At 31.7% G+C, this 17,387-nt stretch carries 17 protein-coding genes; 15 read left to right on the forward strand and 2 right to left on the reverse strand.

From position 1 onward, the window contains the following. Positions 1-13: 13 nt before the first annotated feature. The 3 genes from LQ598_RS01505 to LQ598_RS01515 all read left to right on the forward strand — a co-directional run bounded on the left by LQ598_RS01505 (position 14) and on the right by LQ598_RS01515 (position 3,506). Positions 14-661, forward strand: coding sequence for a helix-hairpin-helix domain-containing protein (locus LQ598_RS01505; RefSeq protein WP_107559163.1), 648 nt, complete (start codon positions 14-16; stop codon positions 659-661). 61 nt (positions 662-722) lie between these two features. Beyond that, complete coding sequence (locus LQ598_RS01510) at positions 723-1,178, forward strand: ComE operon protein 2 (protein WP_016910848.1); 456 nt, start codon at positions 723-725, stop codon at positions 1,176-1,178. Positions 1,179-1,292: 114 nt separating this feature from the next. After that, entirely contained in the window at positions 1,293-3,506 is a 2,214-nt protein-coding gene (locus tag LQ598_RS01515; protein ID WP_237727772.1) for a DNA internalization-related competence protein ComEC/Rec2, read from the forward strand. A gap of 41 nt (positions 3,507-3,547) precedes the next feature. Here LQ598_RS01515 and LQ598_RS01520 read toward each other — a convergent pair whose 3' ends face one another. Next, positions 3,548-3,685 (reverse strand): YqzM family protein, encoded by a 138-nt coding sequence (locus LQ598_RS01520; RefSeq protein ID WP_016910850.1) that lies wholly within the window; start codon positions 3,683-3,685, stop codon positions 3,548-3,550. Between the two features lie 91 nt (positions 3,686-3,776). On the opposite strand from LQ598_RS01520, the gene holA reads away from it, so the two are divergent. After that, a complete protein-coding gene (gene holA, locus LQ598_RS01525; RefSeq protein ID WP_016910851.1) occupies positions 3,777-4,751 on the forward strand; it encodes a DNA polymerase III subunit delta in 975 nt (324 codons plus the stop codon). A gap of 38 nt (positions 4,752-4,789) precedes the next feature. Here holA and rpsT read toward each other — a convergent pair whose 3' ends face one another. Next, positions 4,790-5,041, reverse strand: coding sequence for a 30S ribosomal protein S20 (rpsT, locus tag LQ598_RS01530; protein WP_016910852.1), 252 nt, complete (start codon positions 5,039-5,041; stop codon positions 4,790-4,792). A 234-nt stretch (positions 5,042-5,275) separates the two neighbouring features. On the opposite strand from rpsT, the gene lepA reads away from it, so the two are divergent. The 11 genes from lepA (at position 5,276) to LQ598_RS01585 (ending at position 17,379) form a co-directional block, all read left to right on the forward strand. Beyond that, positions 5,276-7,099, forward strand: a complete 1,824-nt coding sequence (lepA, locus tag LQ598_RS01535; RefSeq protein ID WP_016910853.1) for a translation elongation factor 4 — start codon at positions 5,276-5,278, stop codon at positions 7,097-7,099. Between the two features lie 54 nt (positions 7,100-7,153). Beyond that, positions 7,154-8,272 carry a radical SAM family heme chaperone HemW gene (gene hemW, locus LQ598_RS01540; protein WP_107559160.1) on the forward strand — a complete coding sequence of 373 codons (1,119 nt, stop codon included), beginning with the start codon at positions 7,154-7,156 and terminating at the stop codon, positions 8,270-8,272. Positions 8,273-8,385: 113 nt separating this feature from the next. Then, on the forward strand, positions 8,386-9,360 hold the full coding sequence (hrcA, locus tag LQ598_RS01545) for a heat-inducible transcriptional repressor HrcA (protein WP_107559159.1): 975 nt from the start codon (positions 8,386-8,388) through the stop codon (positions 9,358-9,360). A 27-nt stretch (positions 9,361-9,387) separates the two neighbouring features. Beyond that, positions 9,388-9,990: a nucleotide exchange factor GrpE gene (gene grpE / locus LQ598_RS01550; RefSeq protein ID WP_016910856.1), complete on the forward strand. Its 603-nt coding sequence runs from the start codon at positions 9,388-9,390 to the stop codon at positions 9,988-9,990. Between the two features lie 45 nt (positions 9,991-10,035). Next, positions 10,036-11,871: a molecular chaperone DnaK gene (dnaK, locus tag LQ598_RS01555; RefSeq protein WP_016910857.1), complete on the forward strand. Its 1,836-nt coding sequence runs from the start codon at positions 10,036-10,038 to the stop codon at positions 11,869-11,871. Between the two features lie 94 nt (positions 11,872-11,965). Next, complete coding sequence (gene dnaJ / locus LQ598_RS01560; protein WP_016910858.1) at positions 11,966-13,099, forward strand: molecular chaperone DnaJ; 1,134 nt, start codon at positions 11,966-11,968, stop codon at positions 13,097-13,099. 3 nt (positions 13,100-13,102) lie between these two features. After that, positions 13,103-14,035 (forward strand): 50S ribosomal protein L11 methyltransferase, encoded by a 933-nt coding sequence (prmA, locus tag LQ598_RS01565; RefSeq protein WP_107556802.1) that lies wholly within the window; start codon positions 13,103-13,105, stop codon positions 14,033-14,035. Between the two features lie 8 nt (positions 14,036-14,043). Beyond that, positions 14,044-14,793 carry a 16S rRNA (uracil(1498)-N(3))-methyltransferase gene (locus LQ598_RS01570; RefSeq protein ID WP_016910860.1) on the forward strand — a complete coding sequence of 250 codons (750 nt, stop codon included), beginning with the start codon at positions 14,044-14,046 and terminating at the stop codon, positions 14,791-14,793. Between the two features lie 6 nt (positions 14,794-14,799). After that, positions 14,800-16,146, forward strand: a complete 1,347-nt coding sequence (gene mtaB, locus LQ598_RS01575; protein WP_107559158.1) for a tRNA (N(6)-L-threonylcarbamoyladenosine(37)-C(2))-methylthiotransferase MtaB — start codon at positions 14,800-14,802, stop codon at positions 16,144-16,146. A 126-nt stretch (positions 16,147-16,272) separates the two neighbouring features. After that, positions 16,273-16,449: a 30S ribosomal protein S21 gene (rpsU, locus tag LQ598_RS01580; protein WP_016910862.1), complete on the forward strand. Its 177-nt coding sequence runs from the start codon at positions 16,273-16,275 to the stop codon at positions 16,447-16,449. A 213-nt stretch (positions 16,450-16,662) separates the two neighbouring features. Beyond that, positions 16,663-17,379, forward strand: coding sequence for an NfeD family protein (locus LQ598_RS01585; protein WP_182475407.1), 717 nt, complete (start codon positions 16,663-16,665; stop codon positions 17,377-17,379). Positions 17,380-17,387: the final 8 nt, after the last annotated feature.

Below are 17,387 nucleotides of genomic sequence, written 5' to 3' on the forward strand. Positions count from 1 at the left end.
AGGAGGTGTTTTTTTGAACAATTTAATGAGATTGAAAGAGTGGTTAATGAACCATTATCAACTTGTGTTAATTGCTGTTATTGCACTGTTTGTTATATTTAAGTTTCTATTTATAGGAGCAGATTCAGAACAGTCGAATATTGAAGAGGACACACGTAAAGAAATAACTCAGGAGGCTTCTCAAGATAAAGATGTTAAATCTGAAATGACTAAGTCAACGCAAGATATCAACATAAATAAAAGTGTTACTGTTGATGTAAAGGGTGCTGTCAATTTTCCGAATACATATAATATGAAATCTTCTGACAGAGTTAATGATGTATTAAAGAAAGCACAAACTAAAAACGATGCGGACTTAAGTCAAATAAACTTGTCGGAAAAGTTAAAGGATCAAATGTATATTTATGTACCTGTAAAAGGGGAAAAAGTACTAAAACATTCGACAAATCAATCCTCAGATAACAAAGTAGAAGTTAATATAAACACCGGTGATAAAGCTGAAATTGAAAAATTACCTGGGATAGGTCCAAGTAAGGCTGAAGCAATATTACAATATAGAGAAACTAAAGGAGAATTCAAGAAGATTGAAGACTTGAAAAATGTTAAAGGATTTGGTGAAAAGACAATTGAGTCGTTAAGTGATTATATAGTGTTAAATTGAAATTGCAATTCAGCTTTTTAGTTATTACAATAAGGATATATGAAAGGTAGGTCGATATGAAATGGAAAGAATTGAATGGAAAGAATATTTTATGGCTCAAAGTCATCTCTTATCATTAAGATCAACATGTGAGAGGCTATCAGTCGGTGCTACTATAGTGAAAGATAACAGAGTGATTGCCGGTGGCTATAATGGGTCTGTCTCAGGTGAAGAACATTGTATCGATAACGGCTGCCTTGTAGTTGATGGACATTGTATTAGAACGATACATGCAGAAATGAATGCCATTATACAATGTGCTAAGCTTGGTGTTTCTTCAGAAGGTGCAACAATATACGTTACACATTTTCCTTGCTTAAATTGTACGAAATCAATCATTCAAGCAGGTATTAAACAAATTTATTATGCGGACGATTATCATAATCATACATATGCAATTCAACTATTAGAACAATCAGGTGTTCATTATGAAAAAATAGATTTTCACCCACAAGATATCATTAAATATTTGAATTAAAGGATATGTCTTTGTATGTGGTTTTATTTTGCACTGCATTTATTAAGTGGCTACATTTTGCATTTGAGCGCTTATGTAGGGATATTAATGCTCATGATCATTTTTTTGAGTTGTATGATTAAATTTCAATCATATAAAATAATGATGATGAGTTTATTATTTATCGTCATAGGTTATTTAATTTATCCTAAAATGTCATTGCATTATATGGAATCATTCAATCTATCTAAAGAGAACAAAGTTTATACTCATACAATACAATTTGGTGATAAAGTGCTTATAGATGGTGATCTTTTTCAAGCTAATGGTGAGATTAACGGTCTAACTTATAAAGTGTTTTACACTTTAAAAAATGAGCAAGAAAAAATGACATTATTAAAAGCGATGCCATTCATGAAGAATTGTAGAATTACATATAATAGAACGGACATTTTACCTAATACGAATGATTTGAAATTTAACTATAATGAGTATTTAATACAACATGAAATAGCTGGCGTATTGAAAGTGAAAGCATTCTCTATTGAGAGTTGTAAAAAAAGATCTCTAAACATAATTGAAGAGGCTCAATTATACAGAGAGATTTTAATACAAAAGTTAAAGACATTAGACGTAAAGAACATTGACGATATCATTGCATTAACTTTAGGTGAAACGCGTTATTTATCACCTGAACGAATAGAACAATTAAAGAAGCTAGGAATTTATCATTTATATGCAGTGAGCGGTTCTCATGTAGCATTGGTTAACGTATTCTTGTTTCGATTACTATTGAGGATGAATGTGAAATATCATCATTCTGAGTTAATTATTTTTATATTATTACCGTTATATGCTATTTTGACAGGATTAAGCCCGAGTGTGTTAAGGGCTGTTGGAGTCGTAATGGTATATATGGTCATTAAAAGAGTTGTGAATATTGATTCACTGCAAATCCTCTCAATAACATTTATATTATTTGTACTTTTCAATCCTTATGTTATTTTTGACATAGGCTTCCAATTATCTTACATTATTTCCACTTTTATTATTTTAAGTATTCCACTCATCAAAACATTTAGTATGACTCGTAAAACTTTTACGATTAATATGATTTCACAATTATCCTCTTTTATTATTTTGATTTTTCACTTCAATACTTTTCAATGGCTTGGATTTATAAGCAATTTCATTTTTATTCCACTTTTTGAATTAATCATATTTCCGTTAGTCATGTTATTTTTAATGCTATTTATTATTTTAGGCAAAGTCCCTATGTTGTTAAGTCATATTATCGAATTTGTATTTGGTAAAACACTTGAATTAATTGAAGCATTGAACAAAATACCTATTAATGATTTAGTAATATCGAATTTACATGCAATTTTTTACTTTTTAATTCTAGTGGCTATTATCGTTATCGTAGTATCAATTTTGAAGCTACAATATATAAAAGCCATTACTTTATTTTCTGTATTAATGCTCATGTTATCAATTAAGCATAACCATGATGCCATTATTTTGGAGTTTTTAGACATCGGACAAGGGGATGCTATGATTGCTTACCACCAAGATGTAAATAGTGTAGTTATGATCGATACAGGTGGAAAAGATCAGCATCATAAAGAAAAATGGCAAATTAGAAATAAAGAACTCAATTATACTGACTCAGTTCTTGTGCCAGATTTATATGAGAAAGGATATAATCAAATTGATTATTTAATTATTTCACATCCTCATGCTGACCATATGGGTGAATTAGTGAATTTAAGTAAAAAAGTGAAGATTAAAAATTTGATTATTAATAAGAAGACGTGGGATAGTCATGCACTAAAATTAATATTAAATGAAGTTGCTCATTCAAATACACATATTATTGATAGTACGCATATTAAACAATTCAAAATTGGGGCAACTGTATATCAGTTATATAATCAAGATAGTGAAAATCATGCAGATAAAAATGATACATCGATTGTTACGGAGATTAGAGCATATAATAAAAAGATATTAACTGCAGGAGATGCAACTGAAAGAATTGAAAACCATATTTTAAATGATTTAACATCGAACTACGATTTGTTGAAAGTAGGTCATCATGGTAGTTTAACAAGTACTAGTGATAACTTTATATATAAAGTAAAGCCTAAATTATGTGTAATCAGTTCTGGGCGTCATAATCGATATAAATTACCGCATCCTAAAATTGTTCAAAAGCTCGAGAATAATCAATGTAAAGTTTTTAATACTCAAGACTATGGTGTGATCAAAGTCACAATTGATAAAGAGGATATGAATATAACTAGCGGATTATCAGAATATAATAAAAAAGCTTACAAAAATCATTAGATTTTTGTAAGCTTTATATAAATAGATTTGTCATTTATATCTTAATTTGGAAGTAAGCTAAATACTTGAGCAATAATATATATTACTGCTAAGAAAGCGAAACCAATTATAAATCCAAATCCAGAGTCTTTAACATCATTGTTACGCCCTTGAGTATTTTCACCTTCAAATCTGTTCATATGACTCCCTCCTATACTTACATTCATTATATGATAATAAACTTAAAAATGCTATACTTAATTAGAACTTTATAAGAGAGGGAGACTTATTTTGGAAGATAATATTGTGTTGAATTATGGTGCAGTAAATGCACTAATAGAGAAAAAATCAGACGAAATCATTAATGAATATTTAAACGGGGAACGCGACGAGTTCAACTATGTTAAATATGATTTATATGAAGCATCCATTTCGAGCGCAATTGAAGAAGCTTTAACTTTACCATTCCTCTCAGACAAAAAAGTAGTACATATTAAGAATGCATACTTATTTACAGGAGAAAAAGTAACTAATAATATTAATCAAAATATTGATCAATTAATGGGTTTTCTAGAACAATACGATGGTGAAACATTAGTGGTCTTTGATGTATTCAATGAAAAGCTAGATGAACGGAAAAAGTTAGTCAAAACTGTTAAGAAAAATGCGAGATTAAATAAAATTGACCAGATGACAGAGCAAGAAATTAAACAGTGGATTAAATCATATTTAAATGAGCAGTATAAGGATATTAAAGAAGATGCTTTAGTAGAATTTATAGAACTTACAGGCATTCAGTTCAATATTATAAAAGCTGAACTAGATAAATTAATTTTATTTATTGGTGATGAAGCTGTTATAAACAAACAAGATGTGAAAGATATTGTAAGTCGTTCATTAGAACAGAATGTATTTTTACTTACAGAATATATTCAAAAGGGTCAAAAAGAGAAATCTATCAATTTGTTGAAAGATTTAATCAATATGAAAGAGGAGCCTATTAAACTATTAGCATTGATAACGAGTAACTATCGACTATATTATCAATGTAAAATATTAGCGAACAAGCATTATAGTGAACAACAAATAGCTAAAACAATAGGTGTTCATCCGTATAGAGTTAAACTTGCACTTAGAATCGTTAGGAAATTATCTTTAGAAAGATTGCTTGCAACAATCGATATATGTGCAGAGACAGATTTTGATTTAAAATCATCATATATGGATAAAGTGCTTATATTAGAACTATTCATTCTAAAAATTTAAAAATAAAAAAGCTACAGAAAAATCTGTAGCTTTATTAATTAGTTAGCTTTTGACATTAAGCTTGATTTAATTCTATCAGCTTTATTTGAATGAATTAGATTGTTTTTAGAAGCTTTATCAACTTTTTTAATAGCTAATGAAACTAATTCACCTTTGTTATCAGCATTGTTTTCGATAGCAGTTCTTGCAGCTTTAACAGCAGAACGCATATCATTTTTTTGTGAAATATTTGCAGCGTCTTTCTTTTCAGTAACAGAAACACGTTTAATTGCAGATTTAATGTTTGGCATGAGAGTCACCTCCTAAATATGTTGTCCGTGATCAAAGATTTTTTGATTGCAACAAAAAATATTTTATCAAATGTAGGGCATAAGTGCAATCATTATTTGCACATTCCTTATATAGCATAACACTTTATTGACAGTTTGATAATACGTTTGCATTTATTTCGTAAAGACGGTATCATATCAAAGATGCGACTTACATTTAGAAGATGTAAAATTAACGAGAAAGTTGGAGTTCAAATGGACAGAACTAAACGCCTAGAGCGCCAAAATAAAATTAGAAACTTTTCAATCATTGCTCACATTGATCATGGAAAATCAACGTTAGCTGATAGAATATTGGAAAACACTAAAAGTGTAGAGACAAGAGACATGAAGGCACAGTTGTTAGACTCTATGGATCTTGAAAGAGAAAGAGGCATTACGATTAAACTTAATGCCGTTTGTTTAAACTATACAGCAAAAGATGGGGAAACTTATATTCTACATCTTATTGATACACCTGGACACGTCGACTTTACATATGAAGTTTCACGATCTTTGGCAGCATGTGAAGGTGCTATATTAGTTGTCGATGCCGCTCAAGGTATAGAAGCTCAAACTTTAGCTAATGTTTATTTAGCGCTAGATAATGATTTGGAATTAATTCCAGTTATTAATAAAATTGATTTACCTGCAGCTGAGCCTGAACGTGTTAAACAAGAAATTGAAGATGTTATCGGTTTAGACACGAGTGATGCAGTTCTTGCTAGTGCTAAGGCGAATATTGGAATTGAAGATATTTTAGAAAAAATAGTAGAAATGGTTCCACCGCCTGAAGGTGACCCTGAAAATCCTTTACAAGCACTTATATTCGATTCTTCATTTGATGCATATAGAGGTGTCATCTCATCAATAAGAGTGGTTGAAGGAACTGTTAAAGCAGGAGATAAAATTCAAATGATGTCTACTGGTAAAACTTTTGAAGTTACAGAGGTAGGTATTAACACACCTAAACAACTGCCAGTCAAAACTTTATCTGTTGGTGATGTAGGCTATATTGTAGCAGCTATCAAAAATGTTGGAGATTCAAATGTCGGTGACACGATAACGCTAGCTAACAGACCTGCTGAGAAACCATTACAAGGGTATAAGAAGATGAATCCAATGGTGTTCTGTGGTTTATATCCTATTGATAATAGTAAATATAACGATTTGAGAGAAGCTTTAGAAAGATTACAACTAAATGATGCTTCACTTGAATTTGAAGCTGAGACATCTCAAGCTTTAGGTTTCGGTTTTAGAACAGGATTTTTAGGCTTATTACACATGGAAATTATTCAAGAGAGAATAGAAAGAGAATTCAATATTGAGTTAATTGCGACTGCACCTTCAGTTGTATACGAATGTGAATTAACAGATGGAGAAAAGCTTCAAATTGATAATCCATCACAATTTCCAGATCCTCAAACAATCAATAGAATTTATGAGCCATTCGTTAAAGCGACAATGATGGTTCCTAATGACTATGTTGGTGCTGTTATGGAATTATGTCAGAAAAAACGTGGTAACTTTAAAACAATGGACTATTTAGATGATATTCGAGTTAATATTATTTATGAAATTCCGTTATCTGAAGTTGTTTTTGATTTCTTCGATCAGTTGAAGTCTAATACGAAAGGTTATGCTTCATTTGATTACGAATTGATTGGATATCAAGAAAGTACATTAGTTAAGATGGATATCTTGTTAAATAATGAAAAAGTAGATGCATTAAGTTTTATCGTTCATAAAGATTTTGCATATGATCGCGGTAAAGCAATAGTAGATAAATTAAAAACATTAATCCCAAGACAACAATTTGAAGTGCCGGTTCAAGCAGCAATTGGTAATAAAATAGTAGCACGTACAAATATTAAATCTATGGGTAAAAATGTATTAGCAAAATGTTACGGTGGAGATATTAGCCGTAAACGTAAATTGCTTGAAAAACAAAAAGCAGGTAAAGCTAAAATGAAATCAGTAGGTAATGTTGAAATACCTCAAGATGCATTCTTAGCAGTACTTAAAATGGATGAAGACTAATTTTGAAGCAGCTGCATAATATGTAGCTGTTTCTATTTTTAAAGGAGAATTTAAATGGCTAAAAGTGTATATATTCATATACCTTTCTGTGTGAGAATTTGTACTTATTGTGATTTTAATAAGTTTTATATAGCTAATCAACCCGTGGATGAATATTTGGATTGTTTGATTAAAGAGATGTCAACGAGGGAAGATAAAGTAGTTGAGACAATGTTTGTAGGTGGTGGTACACCAACAGCATTATCAGAAGAGCAATTGGAAAAATTACTTCGAGCAATCAACGATTTGTTTGTTATAACGAAAGAATATACTTTTGAAGCTAACCCTGATGAACTAACTGAAGCTAAAATAAAATTATTAAAACAATATGGCGTAAATAGATTATCGTTAGGTGTCCAAACGTTTGATAATGAATTACTAAAAGTATTGGGCAGAACGCATCATAGTGAAGATATTGAAAAAGCGGTCAATTTATCTAGAAAACATCAAATTGAGTCAGTTAGTTTAGATTTAATGTTTCATTTACCTGGCCAAACATTAAAGCAATTTGATGACTCGTTGAATAAAGCTTTAGCTTTAGATGTTGATCACATTTCGAGTTACGCATTAATACTTGAACCAAAAACACAATTTTATAACCTATATAGAAAAGGTAGATTAAAGCTACCAAACGAAGATTTAGGAGAAGAAATGTACCAACACCTTAAAGAAACGTTAAAAGCCTCTCATTTAAATCAATATGAAATATCTAACTTCGCTAAAGAAGGACGTGAATCACTTCATAATATGGTTTATTGGAAAAATGAAGAATATTATGGTTTCGGTGCAGGTGCACATGGCTATATAAATGGTATCCGTTACGGCAATATAAACCCGGTGAATCAATACATTAAGAAGATTCAAAACAATGAATTGCCTAAATTGCAAAGTAGCGAAGTTTCTATTAAAGAGCAGATGGAAGAAGAAATGTTTCTTGGGCTCAGAATGTCTAAAGGTGTATCGAAGACTAAATTTGAAAGCAAGTTCAATAGAACAATTGAAGATGTGTTCGGCGAGCATGTTAAAGAACTAACTTCACAAGCATTATTAATAGATGAGAATGACTTTTTACGTTTAAGTAACCGAGGTCAAATCATTGGGAATGAAGTGTTTGAAAGATTTTTATTAAGCTGATTCATAATTAAAAAAGATTTAAAAATTGAATGCTTTAACGTTGACTTTCTTTGACCATTTTGATAAATTATAATTAGCACTTGGGAACAGAGAGTGCTAATCGAGGTGATGACATGATTACTGAGAGGCAATTACAAATATTAAATGTGATTGTTGAGGATTATGTTGAGTTAGGACAGCCAATTGGTTCTAAGTCGATTATCGAAAGGCATCAATTGCCTTTAAGTCCGGCTACAGTTAGAAATGAAATGAAACAACTTGAAGATTTGCAACTTCTTGAGAAGACGCATACGTCATCAGGGCGTATACCTTCCGAAAGAGGCATTAGACATTATGTAAATCAATTATTAAAGTCTAAATCTCTAAGCAATAAAAGTGTAAATTGGTTTGATCAATTTCATGATGAAAATCAATATGATGTCAATGCAATGCTTAAATGGCTAGCTTTAGAGATATCAAATCGTTCTCATTATACAACTGTGGTTCTTGGACCAAATAAATTTTCAAGATATATTTTTGAAATTCATTTTGTTAGAGTCAACCCTACTCATTTAATGAGTGTCATTGTATTTACAGATGGATATGTTGAAAAAGTTCACGTTCAAGTATTAGAATCATTACAACAAGAACAAATAGAGAAATTAATGAACTATTTAAATCAACATTTTAAGCAAAACACTTTATCTACAATGATAAAAACGTTAGAATCATTAACGGTGTCATTCATAGATCATGACTTTATTAAAAAGTTTAAACATGCTTTATTAACACAAATTAATGATCAAAGTGAAGAAATCTTTCTAGGTGGAAAGATGCATTTGATTGATGCTTTGGATGTTACAAATGTAACGATGATTCAATCGATATTAAAGTATCTTGAATCAGAACGCATCGCTCAATTTTTAAATGAAATGTCTAGTGATTCAATAAGCGTTAAAATTGGACAGGAAATCAATAAAGACTTACACGGTATTTCTATTGTAAGTACGAATTATGAGATTTCTGGAGATATAAGCGGGCATTTAGCTGTTATCGGTCCAACTGCTATGCATTATAACAAAGTGATTCAATTGTTGAATCATTTTTAAATAAGGAAAGAAAATGGAGGGCATGAAATGACGGAAGAAAAGCAAAATGAACAATTCGACGAAACAAATGATCAAGCTCAATCTGTCGCTACTGAAGATGTAGAAACAAATGAAACGGAATCGGTAGATAACACAGAAAATGTTGAAGAGGTTGAGGAAGAAAAGTTAGTCGAAATTCCGGAAGCTGAACTCGAAGAACTCAAACAAAAAGTTAACATTGAAGAAGAAAAATATTTACGTTTATATGCTGAATTTGAAAATTATAAACGTAGAATGAAACAAGAATCTAGTATTATGAAAGATTATCAAGCACAAAGAGTGCTTACTGATGTATTACCAGCTTTAGATAATATGGATCGCGCATTACAACAAGAAGGTGAATCTGAAGACTTCTTAACATTTAAAAAAGGTGTCAATATGGTTTATAACGATTTATTAAGATCATTGAAAGATAATGGTTTAGAAGAAATCGAATCATATAATCAAGAATTCGATCCTAATGTACATCAAGCAGTAATGCAAGATAGTAATCCTGATTTCGAGTCAGGTGTAGTGACTGAAGAACTACAAAGAGGATATAAATTAAAAGATCGCGTTTTAAGACCGGCAATGGTTAAAGTAAACGAATAATCAATTTAGTTTAAAACATAACTATAAAATGGAGGAATCATTCTTATGAGTAAAGTAATAGGTATAGACTTAGGTACAACAAATTCAGTAGTATCAGTTTTAGAAGGTGGAGAGCCTAAAGTAATCCAAAATCCTGAAGGTAACAGAACTACACCATCAGTAGTAGCATTTAAAGATGGTGAAACACAAGTTGGTGAAGTTGCTAAACGTCAAGCAGTAACTAACCCTAATACTATTCAATCAGTTAAACGTCATATGGGTACTGATTATAAAGAAAAAGTTGAAGATAAAGAATATACACCACAAGAAATTTCAGCAATGATTTTACAAAACTTAAAATCAACTGCAGAAAGTTATTTAGGTGAAAGTGTTTCTAAAGCAGTTATTACAGTTCCTGCGTATTTCAATGACTCAGAACGTCAAGCAACTAAAGATGCTGGTAGAATTGCTGGTTTAGAAGTAGAACGTATTATTAACGAACCTACTGCAGCTGCATTAGCATATGGTTTAGATAAAACTGAAACAGACCAAAAAGTATTAGTATTCGACCTTGGTGGCGGTACTTTCGACGTATCTATCCTTGAATTAGGTGACGGTGTATTTGAAGTATTAGCAACTGCGGGTGACAATAAACTTGGTGGTGACGATTTCGACGACGTTATCATTAAATATTTAGCTGAAGAATTCAAAAAAGAAAATGGAATTGACTTAACACAAGATAAAATGGCGGTACAACGTCTAAAAGACGCAGCTGAAAAAGCTAAAAAAGACTTATCAGGTGTATCATCTACACAAATTTCATTACCATTCATTTCAGGTGGCGCTAATGGACCATTACACTTAGAAACTACTCTTTCAAGAGCTAAATTCGAATCATTAACAAGTGATTTAGTTGCAAGAACTATGGGACCTACTAAACAAGCTATGAAAGATGCTGGTTTATCAAACTCTGAGATTGACGAAGTAATTTTAGTTGGTGGTTCAACACGTATACCAGCTGTACAAGAAGCTATCAAAAAAGAAATCGGTAAAGAACCTAACAAAGGTGTTAACCCTGATGAAGTAGTAGCAATGGGTGCTGCGATCCAAGGTGGCGTTATCACTGGTGACGTTAAAGACGTAGTATTACTTGACGTTACACCATTATCTTTAGGTATTGAAACTATGGGTGGCGTATCTACAGTATTAATCGAAAGAAATACTACAATCCCAACATCTAAATCACAAGTATTCTCTACAGCAGCTGATAACCAACCAGCAGTAGATATTCACGTGTTACAAGGTGAACGTCAATTAGCAGCAGATAACAAAACGCTTGGTAGATTCCAATTAACGGACATTCCACCAGCACCTCGTGGCGTACCACAAATTGAAGTTTCATTTGATATCGATAAAAACGGTATTGTAAATGTAACAGCTAAAGATTTAGGTACTAACAAAGAACAAAAAATCACAATCGAATCAAGCTCATCATTATCTGATGAAGAAATCGATCGTATGGTTCAAGACGCAGAGAAAAACGCTGAAGAAGACAAAAAACGTCGCGAAGAAATCGATGTAAGAAACGAAGCAGACCAAATGGTATTTACTGTTGAAAAAACTTTAACTGATCTTGGCGAAAATGTTGATGAAAGCGAAAAAACTAAAGCTGAAGAAGCTAAAGAAGAATTGAAAACAGCATTAGAAGGCACTGATATCGAAGACATCAGAGCTAAAAAAGATGCACTTCAAGAAATTGTACAACAATTATCAGTGAAAATGTATGAACAAGCTGCACAAGCACAAGAAGGTGCTGAATCAGCTGATGGCCAATCTACTTCAAACGATGATGACGTAGTTGATGCTGACTACAAAGAAGTCAACGAAGACGATAAAAAATAATACTGATCATTAAAAAGTCAAAGTCAATGTGATTGGCTTTGACTTTTTTAATTCATATCCGTATTATAAATCAGTGTGTAAAGGAGAGTTTATATTGGCAAAAAGAGACTATTATGAAGTGCTTGGTGTTTCCAAAGATGCTTCTAAAGATGAAATAAAAAAAGCTTATAGAAAATTATCAAAAAAGTACCATCCTGATATTAACCAGGAAGAAGGTGCTGATGCTAAATTTAAAGAATTATCAGAAGCATATGAAGTATTAAGCGATGAAAACAAACGTGCTCAATATGACCGTTTCGGACATAATGGACCACAACAAGGTTCTGGAGGTTCACAAGGATTTGGAGGACAAGATTTCTCTGGATTTGGTGGATTTGAAGATATATTCGGGTCATTCTTCGGTGGCGGTGGTGCTAGAAGAGATCCAAATGCACCTAGACAAGGTGACGATTTACAATATAGCATGACATTAACATTTGAAGAAGCTGTATTTGGTACTGAAAAAGATATTACAGTACGCAAAGATGTTGAATGTGATACATGTCATGGTAATGGTGCTAAACCAGGAACTAAGAAAAAAACATGTACGTATTGTAGTGGACAAGGTCATGTAACGGTTGAACAAAATACGATTCTTGGTAGAATGCAAACTCAAAAAGTATGTCCTGAATGTGAAGGTTCTGGACAAGTATTTGAAGAAAAATGTTCAGACTGTCATGGTAAAGGTACACAAAACAAAAAAGTTACAATCACAGTTAAAGTTCCAGAAGGTGTAGACAATGATCAACAAATTCGTCTAGCTGGAAAAGGTGGACCAGGTATAAATGGTGGACCTGCTGGTGACTTATATGTTGTATTCAGAGTCAAACCTCATAGCAATTTCAGACGTGAAGGCGATGACATCTTTTATGACTTGAATCTATCATTTCCACAAGCAGCGCTTGGTGATGAAATAACTGTACCTACATTAACTGGTAATGTATCACTTTCTGTGCCAGCTGGTACTCAAACAGGTAAACAGTTTAGACTTAGAGAAAAAGGTGTACAAAATGTTCACGGTTATGGTAAAGGTGACTACTTTGTAACGGTTAAAGTCGTAACACCTGAAAAAATGACTGAGAGACAAGAAGAGCTCCTACGTGAATTTGCTGAAATTGGTGGAGAAAAATTAACAGAACAACCATCTAGCTTAAAAGATAGAGCTAAAAAGTTTTTTAAAGGAGAATAGCCTGTGAATTGGATTGAGTATTCTATCATGATAAATAAAGAAGCAGAACCAGTCGTTACTGCATTGCTAAATGAATTAGGCGCAAACGGCGTTGTAATAGAAGATTCATCAGAATTAGAGAAAGAACATATTGACGTATACGGTGAAATTTATGAATTAAATCCTAAAGATTATCCGGAACATGACATAAGAGTTAAGTGTTACTTTAATGAACTAGTTTTTACTGATAGTTTAGAACAAGAAATTAAAGATTCTATTGCTCATGTTGAAGGTATTAATTCTGAGATATTATCTTTCTCTAAAACAATTATTAAAGAATCTGATTGGGAAAATGAATGGAAAAATTATTTTCACCCATTTAAAGCTTCTGAAAGATTTGCAATCGTACCAAGTTGGGAAGAAGACACATATGATAACCAAGATGATGATTTATGCATAAAGCTTGATCCAGGTATGGCTTTTGGTACTGGTGATCATCCAACTACAAGCATGTGTTTAAAACATATAGAAGAAGTTGTGAAGCCAAATCATAAAATCATTGATGTTGGTACAGGCTCTGGTATTTTAAGTATTGGTTGTCATTTACTTGGCGTTCAATCAATTAAAGCTGTTGATTTAGACGAGTTAGCTATTAAAGTCGCTAAGGAAAACTTCGAAAAAAATAATTGTGAGCAAGATATATTAGCTGAAACTGGCAATTTATTAACTGAAGAAACTGAACAATATGATGTGATTATTGCTAATATTTTAGCGCACATAATCGATTTAATGATTGAAGATAGTTATGCAAGACTGAATGATAATGGCTACTTTATTACTTCTGGAATTATAGAAGAAAAATCCGATGAAATTATTGAAAAACTAAAAGAAACTGGTTATACTATCGAAAAAGTATTACGAGAAGATGGATGGGTTTCAATAAGAGCTAGAAAGTAGGAGAAATGATGCAAAGATATTTCTTACTCGAAAACGCTGAGTTAAATCAGCGTTTTTTTATACATAATACAGATGATATACATCATATAAAAAATGTGATGCGCATGAATGTGGATCAAAAACTTATTTTAACGTTTAAAGACCAAAAGTCTCTAATATCTAAAATAATTGCTTTTCACGATGATAGTATTGAATTAGAAACGATTGAAGATACAACGAGACAAACAGAACTTCCTGTTGAGATAACAATTGCGAGTGGTCTTATTAAAGGTGACAAATATGAATGGATGATTCAAAAAGGAACTGAGATGGGCGCACATCATTTTATTGCTGTTCAATCTGAAAGAGCAATTGTTAAGTTGGAAGAAAAGAAACAGTCTAAGAAAATCGATAGATGGCAAAAAATTATAAAAGAAGCTAGTGAACAAAGTATGAGACTTACAATTCCAGACATTGAGTATAAGTCGAGTTTTAAATCAATATATGATAATATGAATGAATATGATTATGTATTAATAGCATATGAAGAAGAAGCTAAACGTGGGGAAACGAGTAAATTACATCAAGTTGTTTCTAATCTTAAACATGGGCAAAAGATTTTAATCATCTTTGGACCAGAAGGTGGCTTAACTGAAAGTGAAGTCAATCTTTTTAAAGGATCAGAAAAAGTGAGTTTAGGTCCTAGAATTTTAAGAGCTGAAACCGCTCCACTGTATGCTTTAGCTGCTTTAAGTTATCAATTAGAATTAATGAGGTGATTATAATTGGCTACAGTAGCATTTCATACTTTAGGTTGTAAAGTTAACCATTATGAAACTGAGGCAATTTGGCAATTATTTAAGGAAAATGATTACGAAAGAGTAGAATTTGAAACAAATGCAGATGTGTTTATTATTAACACGTGTACTGTGACAAATACGGGCGATAAGAAAAGTAGACAAGTTATTAGGCGAGCAATTCGTCAAAATCCTGATGCAGTCGTTTGTGTAACGGGTTGTTATGCTCAAACATCACCTGCAGAAATCATGGCGATTCCTGGTGTTGATATAGTTGTCGGTACTCAAGATAGACATAAATTAATCTCTTACATTGAAGATTATAAACAGAGTAGGCAACCTATTAATGGTGTAGGTAATATTATGAAAAACAGAAAATATGAAGAATTAGAAGTGCCATATTTTACTGATAGAACACGTGCATCATTAAAAATTCAAGAAGGCTGTAATAACTTTTGCACATTCTGTATCATTCCGTGGGCTAGAGGCTTGATGAGATCAAGAGATCCTGAACAAGTGGTCAGTCAAGCAACAACACTAGTAAATTCAGGTTATAAAGAAATTGTTTTAACTGGAATTCATACAGGTGGATATGGCGAAGACTTAAAAGATTATAATTTAGCGCAACTCCTTAGAGATTTAGAACAAGTTGAAAACTTAGAAAGAATTAGAATTTCTTCAATCGAAGCGAGTCAACTTACTGATGAAGTAATTGATGTCATTGATAAATCTACAAAAGTAGTGAGACATTTACACATTCCATTACAATCAGGTTCAGATACTGTGTTAAAACGCATGAGAAGAAAATATACGATGGCACATTTCTCTGAAAGGCTTCAAAAGCTTCATAAAGCTTTACCTGGTCTAGCTGTGACAAGTGATGTTATTGTTGGTTTTCCTGGTGAAACTGAAGAAGAATTTCAAGAGACATATGATTTTATTGTGAAACACCAATTTTCAGAATTACATGTGTTCCCTTATTCTATGAGAACAGGTACACCAGCAGCTAGAATGACGGATCAAATTGATGAAGATGTTAAAAATGATCGTGTACATCGATTAATTGAACTATCTGATCAATTAGCGAAAGATTACGCGTCTAAATTTGATCAAACTGTATTAGAAGTTATTCCTGAAGAGAAAGGTTCTTCTGATGGAAAATTAGTTGGCTATGCTGATAATTACATGAAGATCGAATTTGAAGGTGACGAGTCATTAATTGGTGAATTAGTGAAAGTTAAAGTAGTAACACCAAGTTATCCTATTAATAAAGGAAAACTTGTAAAAGTAGTCAATCATGCAACGAATAAAGATGAAAGATTACTTGTAAAGTAATATTCATAAGAAATGATTATTGACTTAAAAAATGACTTATTTTATAATGTTATAGTACATAGTTATTTAAATGCTATGTAAATGACAAATAAAGCTTTGTTGATATTTGGAGGGAGGGAAATACAGATGTCTAAAACAGTAGTTCGTAAAAACGAATCAATCGAAGATGCATTACGTCGCTTTAAACGTACAGTTTCAAAAAGCGGTACGATTCAAGAAGTGCGTAAACGTGAGTTCTATGAAAAACCAAGCGTTAAGCGTAAGAAGAAATCAGAAGCAGCTCGTAAACGTAAAGTTAAATAATTAATTTTTTATTGAACTCCCTCAATGAATATTAATTAATTATAATGAACGTTATTTAACGTTTAAAACGTTAGAAGAACACATAAACAACTTGTTTATGTGTTCTTTTTTATATATATAAAAATAATTTAAGCTTATATTTATGGAAGAATATGTGTATACGTTTTAGTTCGTGTCTGTTTTATTGTATAATATTAAAGAGGGGTGAGATTATTGACAACAGGGTATGAATACATAATTGCTTTCATTCAACATAATTTGAATTTAGGTATTGTTTCAAGTCAAAGTCTTTCAAAAATTGGCGATTTTATTACGACACCGCTAGTGACATTAATTTTGACTTGTATTATTTTTCTAGGCGCTCTTTATCAATTATATTCAAACCATATTAACTTTGCAGGGATTTTAAGTTTTATTTGTACGCTTATCTTCTTTATTGGTTATGTAATAATTGATGAAATTAGTTTGATTTCTGTTTTACTTTTTGCAATAGGTGCGCTTTTAGTAATAATTGAATTATTTGTTATAGGCGCAATATTAGGTATCCTTGGATTTATCGCTATTATAGGTAGTTTTATATTAGTTGGTGAAAACATATTAACAATGGGTATGATTATTGCGGTAGCATTAATTCTAACAACGATAGAGTGGGTGATATTAGTGAAAGGATTTAATCGAAAAATACCATTCTTTGATAAAGTTATTCTTAAAGATTCTACGAACAAAGAATCTGGCTACACATCACACGATGATAGAAGTCATTTGATTGGCAAACTATGTACAACATACACTGCATTAAGACCCTCTGGCATTATACTTGTGGATGACGAAAGAATAGATGCTGTTTCAGATGGTAATTTTATTCAAAAGGATATACAAGTAAAGATCGTACAAGTAGAAGGTACGAGAGTCGTTGTAAGAGAAATATAATATAGTTA

The organism is Mammaliicoccus sp. F-M27 (assembly GCF_022387115.1).
GTDB lineage: Bacteria > Bacillota > Bacilli > Staphylococcales > Staphylococcaceae > Mammaliicoccus > Mammaliicoccus vitulinus.